This is a genomic window from Ruegeria arenilitoris (assembly GCF_013032445.1).
GTDB lineage: Bacteria > Pseudomonadota > Alphaproteobacteria > Rhodobacterales > Rhodobacteraceae > Ruegeria > Ruegeria arenilitoris_F.
In genome coordinates this window covers 1-4,615 of the sequence record NZ_WQCA01000069.1, presented here as the reverse complement: position 1 = coordinate 4,615, position 4,615 = coordinate 1, and the positions used below count along the sequence as shown (strand labels likewise).

Annotated in this window: 6 protein-coding genes; 3 read left to right on the top strand and 3 right to left on the bottom strand. The window is 52.7% G+C overall.

Annotated elements, in window-relative coordinates:
* Together GOW98_RS25360 and htpX are read right to left on the bottom strand one after the other, a co-directional pair.
* Positions 1-328 (bottom strand): DDE-type integrase/transposase/recombinase (locus GOW98_RS25360; RefSeq protein ID WP_437436876.1); only part of this gene is annotated, 328 nt, incomplete at its 3' end.
* Between the two features lie 184 nt (positions 329-512).
* On the bottom strand, positions 513-1,418 hold the full coding sequence (gene htpX / locus GOW98_RS25355; RefSeq protein ID WP_170337370.1) for a zinc metalloprotease HtpX: 906 nt from the start codon (positions 1,416-1,418) through the stop codon (positions 513-515).
* 284 nt (positions 1,419-1,702) lie between these two features.
* Between htpX and GOW98_RS25350 the strand changes: the two genes are divergently transcribed.
* Together GOW98_RS25350 and GOW98_RS25345 are read left to right on the top strand one after the other, a co-directional pair.
* Entirely contained in the window at positions 1,703-2,122 is a 420-nt protein-coding gene (locus GOW98_RS25350; RefSeq protein ID WP_170337369.1) for a hypothetical protein, read from the top strand.
* Positions 2,123-2,193: 71 nt separating this feature from the next.
* The gene (locus tag GOW98_RS25345) at positions 2,194-2,736 is read left to right on the top strand and encodes an AAA family ATPase (RefSeq protein ID WP_367646910.1); all 543 of its coding nucleotides are present in this window, start codon (positions 2,194-2,196) and stop codon (positions 2,734-2,736) included.
* 39 nt (positions 2,737-2,775) lie between these two features.
* On the opposite strand, the gene GOW98_RS25340 is transcribed toward GOW98_RS25345, so the two are convergent.
* The gene (locus GOW98_RS25340) at positions 2,776-3,753 is read right to left on the bottom strand and encodes a serine hydrolase domain-containing protein (protein WP_170337372.1); all 978 of its coding nucleotides are present in this window, start codon (positions 3,751-3,753) and stop codon (positions 2,776-2,778) included.
* 536 nt (positions 3,754-4,289) lie between these two features.
* Here GOW98_RS25340 and GOW98_RS25335 point away from each other — a divergent pair.
* The gene (locus GOW98_RS25335; RefSeq protein ID WP_170337368.1) at positions 4,290-4,574 is read left to right on the top strand and encodes a hypothetical protein; all 285 of its coding nucleotides are present in this window, start codon (positions 4,290-4,292) and stop codon (positions 4,572-4,574) included.
* Positions 4,575-4,615 lie beyond the last annotated feature (41 nt).

Here is a 4,615-nt window from a genome sequence, read left to right as displayed (position 1 = left end):
GCACCTCGCCTTCATGATCAACGGCCCGCCAAAGATGATGCCGCGTGCCATTCACCCTCGCGAAACCCTCATCCACGTGCCACTTCCATTTGGAGAACACGCGCAGTTGCTGAACACGCTTCCGTCTGATCTCGGTAGCAAACATCGGGCCAAACCTGTTCCACCAATATCGGACAGTTTCGTGGCTCACGTCGATGCCACGCTCGTGCAGCAGATCTTCGACATTCCGAAGCGAAAGCGGGAAACGGATGTACAACATCACCGCAAGGCGGATGATCTCGGGGCTGGTCTTGAAATACATGAATGAGGCAGGTCTGGGCATGGGCATGGGCATGGGCATGGGCATGGGCATGGGCATGGGCATGGGCAAAAGCTACGCAACCACCCTGCCCCGCTCAAGCAAAGTTCTTCTGACAAGACCCTGCGGATTAAAGGCTTCTCCACAAAGATTTGCAACTCGCCAAGTTGTGCTGTGTCGCCGGAGTTTAGACAGTAGTTCCTGGGCGCGACTTTCACCCCCAAGGGCCAGTTCCTGGTCCTTGGTTTGTGCTACTCGAGTTTCTGCTTTCATAGGCTGCGTTAGACTGTTGGGCGAGCACTCTCAACGCAGCTATCCGGTTTTCCGTCGACGGGTGAGTTGAAAACAGCTTGTCACGCGTGTGCGCATGCAATGGATTGATAATAAACATGTGTGCGGTCGCTGGGTTGCGCTCTGCGGCATCATTGTCGATCCGCGCCGCTCCTTGCTGAATACGTTCCAAGGCAGATGCCAATGCTAGAGGCTGACCGCAAATCTCGGCGCCGGTGCGGTCGGCGGCGTATTCTCTTGTCCGACTAATTGCCATTTGGACCAAACCTGCAGCCAATGGCGCTAAGATCATCAGCGCAATGGTCCCCACTAGACCAAGAGCGCTATCCCGTCTTCCTCCAAAGAACAGTGCGAAGTTTGCCAACATCGTAATCGCACCCGCAAATGTGGCGGTTACGGTCATAATCGCAGTGTCATGGTTCTTGATATGCGCGAGTTCATGCGCGACAACGCCCGCCAACTCCTCCCTTGTGAGGGTTTGTAACAACCCCGTGGTTACGGCAACAGCGGCGTTGTTTGGATTGCGGCCTGTAGCAAATGCATTGGGTTGGGGGGATTCGATCAGGTACACAGCGGGCTTTGGCATGCCCGCGTTCTTTGCAAGGTCCCCGACCATTTGAGACAACCCCAAGTGGTCACCAGATGAAACGTGCCTTGCGTTGTGCATGCGAAGGACCATTTTGTCTGAGTTCCACCAGGTAAAAATATTCATACCTGCCGCCAATACCAAGGCGAACAGCATGCCGCCTGTACCTGCCAGCAGGTATCCCAACCCCATGAACAAGGCCGTCATTGCGGCCATCAAAATAGCAGTTTTCGTATAACCCATTCGATGCTGACCTCTACGCGGCTCGTACGTAGATGTGTGATCAATACGCTCATGTTGCAATGATTATCGCTCCGAACTGTGGCAATGCAGACCACCAAGCCAAGCGACTGGTGATTAATCTTCGAACTGAACTCGAAAAAAGCTCACTTAAATTCAATTAGCTACATCTAAAATCCCGCCCCCACTTAAGAACGCATTCCAAAGTGTGAACAATTACACTTCCAAGAAATTGAGTTTCTGTCAGTATTGTCCTGTGTGTTTTAGCGAGTGTTGTTGGTCAGAAGATGTATTTTTCCAAGTTTGAAGAACAGTTTTGCGCGGTTAATGACACCCGCAAAGATGAGTTTGCCCAGAATTTCCCATTGCTGGACAATAAATCTGTACATGCGCGCTGGAAGAAAGGTTCTTGGCAAATCACACGGATAGGTGAGATCTGGAGGAGGTCTGGGAAGGTTTTCTCGGTTCCATACGAAGGCATCGACGCATACCCATCCTTCCAGTTCGCAGAAGATGGAACTCCGCTTCCTTTGATGGAAACTGTGTTGAAAGCGCTGCCAGCCGATATGTCGCCTTGGCAACGTGCTTTTTGGATGATCTCTCCTAAGGCCGAACTTGGAGGGGAAAATCCGGCGAGTTCTATTCAAACTGGGGATAACCGTGTGGTCGACGTGGCAAGTAAATTCGGAGGCGATTTCCTCAACTAGATGGGTCCCATCTAGGGAACTCGACTACCTGCATCCTTTGCGTGGCAGTTGCGGATATTGACCGCTGCATCGTGATCGTCGTCTTTCATTTCCGAGTATGTTCTTGGTATAGCGCGGTTATGAACGAAACCACTCCGAAGCTTATTCTTTTTTGCGGCAAACCTGCGTCTGGCAAGTCAACACTCGCCAAAAAGCTTGGTCAGGCCGAGCGTACAGTTGTAGTCGCAGAGGACGAGTGGCTGGCTGCCCTGTTCGGAGACGAGTTGGTTGCAATTTCGGACTATGTAAGGTGCTCCAAGAAGTTATACGACATCATGGGCCCACACATTGCTTCTTTGCTTAGGGCTGGGACATCGGTTGTTTTGGACTTTCCTGCGAATACACCAAACGCACGCGCTTGGATTGGCGGCGTCGCTAGATCAGCGGGCGTAGTCGGCGAGCTCCACTACTTTGATCTGCCTGACGAAATCTGCAAGGCGAGACTGCGAGAGCGTAACCAAGCTGGTCAGCACCCCTTTCACCTGTCGGAAGAGCAATTTGATCGCATTTCAAGTCATTTCTCTGCACCTACTGACGAAGAAGGATTCTTGATAGTATTGCACCGTCCAGGCTGAACGTGACCAAACCCCAACAGTTTTCCTAGAGAGGTCCGTCTAGGTGACGCTCAGGATCGGACCATCCAACAATCTGACCAATTCTCCAAAATAACCTCCGGAACGCGCAGGACGCGTAGGATCAGATGTAATTGCAACAGCAAGGTCTTGGTCGGGATGGGCCGCTATGATTTGCCCCCCGTATCCACGCGCTAAAGCATAGCCTGATGGGGACAGAAACCAGCCATAGCCGTAATCCAACCCGGAGAAAGCCGAACGGCCATATGGCTTGGTCGATTCCAGGACCCAGCGTTCAGGTATGACTTGCTTGTCCGCAAAAGCGCCGCGGTCCCGAAGCAAAGTAGCGATCTTCAGCATCGACCTCGGCGTGATCGCCATCTCATTGCCACCTAGATAGTAACCTTGTGGATCCCTCGTCCAAGCCGGTATCTCGATACCAAGAGGTGTGCCCAGCCTCTCACGTGTGAGTTTCAAAAGACTTTGACCGGTTGCCTCGGTCAATGCTGCGCCAAGCACATGGGTCGATCCAGTGGAATAGAGCATCCGCTCTCCGGGCTCTGCAACCATCGGTCGCGTCAACGCATCCGCAATCCAGTTGGGAGAGTTGATCCATTCTCCGTAGTTACTGCCAGAGGTTCTTTCGAGACCTGCCCGCAGAGTCACCAGGTCCTCCATGGTAATTTGTTCGGAGCCGGGTGTGGCATTAGCGGGCAAGAGTTGCGGAGCAACCTCTTGCAACGTGGCATCTACCGATGGGATTTCCTGCCGGGCGATCGCCGTACCAAGCAGCAGAGCTACAATGCTTTTCGAACAGGACTTTATATTAGCCGGCCTATCCAAGCCTTCACCCTGTTGGGCCTGAGCGAAAAGGACCTCGTTTCCGCGTTGAATTTGAAGGGAGTGCAATTGCGGCAGGTGGCTTATTGCATCACTCAGGGCCGCAGTTTGTCCCCGCGCAATATACGGAGCAGCCATTAAGGTTGCGGTGACCAACAGGAACTTTCGACGAGTAATCATAAGATTCATTTGGAGGCCTATCTCCGAATGTCCAGAGACCCACGCAACATCGGAGCTGTTTTGTTCAGGATGTTCGATACGCCCATCAAAAGTTAAAGTGGGATTTCAGGCAACAGGAAGCTTGGTTCGTGCACTTGGCTGGCATCCTGACGCGTTAGAACTGTGGTAGACTGGCCCTTAGGACATTCTGGCAGGAAACCTCCAGTTACTACCGAATTCACTCCGTCTCACACTCTCCGCCATCACAATTGCCGTCTCGGCAGGTGTCCTGCCAGACCGTGTCAAAGCGGTATCGCCAGATGTCCCGGTGTGGCTGCAAAAGCATGTGGGTACGGGTGATGGGCAAATCGCGCCGATCGTCCTTAAAAGGCTCGGGCGCTTTACAAAGAGAAAGTACGCCGAGGCGAAGTAAGGAACCCCTGCTACCTTGCCAAGGATGCAACCCGCCGCAGCACTGCAAGAAACGGCAATCCGGGCAAGCGGTTTTACGTGATTTGAGAGTCAAAAAAAGTTCTTCCGAGCGGTCTCGTCCGCTTATGGAAATGGACGAAAACTCGAGCGTGCCAATCTTTTGGAATGGTCGGGAATGCGCGAAGAATTTCAGCAATGCAGAAGTATCCAAACTAACCTCCGGAGGTTCCTACGTGACGGCTGAAACACGTACCTCCTTCAAAGGCTACTACAGTCAATCCAGCAAAACGCAGCCGTTCTATCGAACGTTCCTCTTGTTTGATGGTGAAGGAGAAACGAGCAACGCCCGAGAAAGTGCCATCGGGGTGCTGCCAGACAAATGCGAACCAGTCTCTGTAAGGACAGGATGACTGCCCCTTATTCCGCGCAAAGACCGCGCCACTCGGAGAGA